Origin of the sequence: Zwartia hollandica, from assembly GCF_019923725.1 — a bacterium.
GTDB classification, from domain to species: Bacteria; Pseudomonadota; Gammaproteobacteria; order Burkholderiales; family Burkholderiaceae_B; genus Zwartia; species Zwartia hollandica.
The window spans coordinates 1-975 of sequence record NZ_JAHXRI010000022.1; the positions used below are offsets into that span (position 1 = coordinate 1).

General features: G+C 56.7%; 1 protein-coding gene. It reads left to right on the top strand.

Translation table 11 applies throughout. The features are described 5' to 3' along the window. The coding region (locus tag KZZ10_RS14420; RefSeq protein ID WP_259662242.1) for an AMP-binding protein at positions 1 to 975 on the top strand (975 nt) is incomplete at both ends.

Below are 975 nucleotides of genomic sequence, written 5' to 3' on the forward strand. Positions count from 1 at the left end.
CAGATTTGTTTGCCGAGTCGAGTGTAGAGATCTGGCGTGAAGCGTTTGAGCGTTTGGTGCAGGGGTTAACAGCTTCGGTGGATGCGCCGGTCAAGACCTTGGCGCTAATGGATGGTGTGGCGCGCCAAACATTGCTAGACGCTGCGCGCGGACCAGAGGTGAGCTGGCAGAATATGGGCGAGCAGACTCTCCCGGCGATGTTTTCAGCACAAGTGCAGCGCAGCCCACTGGCGATTGCGTTATACGCAGGCGTCCAAGAATTGAGTTATACCGAGCTTGATGCAAGATCGAATAAGCTTGCGCGTCATTTGATCGCGTTGGGCGCTGGGCCCGATCAGGTCGTGGCGGTACTGTTGCATCGCACGGTGGAGCTGATGGTGACGCTGCTGGCGGTGATGAAGTCTGGCGCGGCCTACTTGCCTTTAGATCCGGAATACCCAGAGTCACGCCTGCAGTTTATGCTGATCGACAGCGGAGCACAGATTCTGGTGAGTGCTGAGGCGAGCCGAGTCCAAGGCCTTGCTGCTCCCGTAGAAGTGCACCTCGATGCGGGGCAAGTCATACAAACCCTCGACAAGTTGAGTGGTACTCCAGTACTCCAGAGTGAGCTCAGCACAGCGCTTCGTTCTGAGCAGCTCGTCTACGTCATTTACACCTCTGGTTCGACTGGGCAACCTAAAGGCGTTGGAGTGACCCATGCCGGTCTTGCACACCAATTGCGGTGGATGCAAACCGAGTACCCGTTAGACGAGACTTGCGTGATGTTGGCGCGCACATCGTTTGCCTTTGATGCGTCCGTGTGGGAGTTATTCGCGCCGCTTATGGCTGGAGCGCGGTTGGTGTTAGCAGACAAAGAGACGCTGCTGGATATGGATGCGTTGAGCGAGCTGATGGTTGAGCGCGCAGTCACGGATTTACAGCTCGTGCCGTCTCTGTTTCCGATATTTAAAACCGCACTGTCGCGCGCTCGTCCCC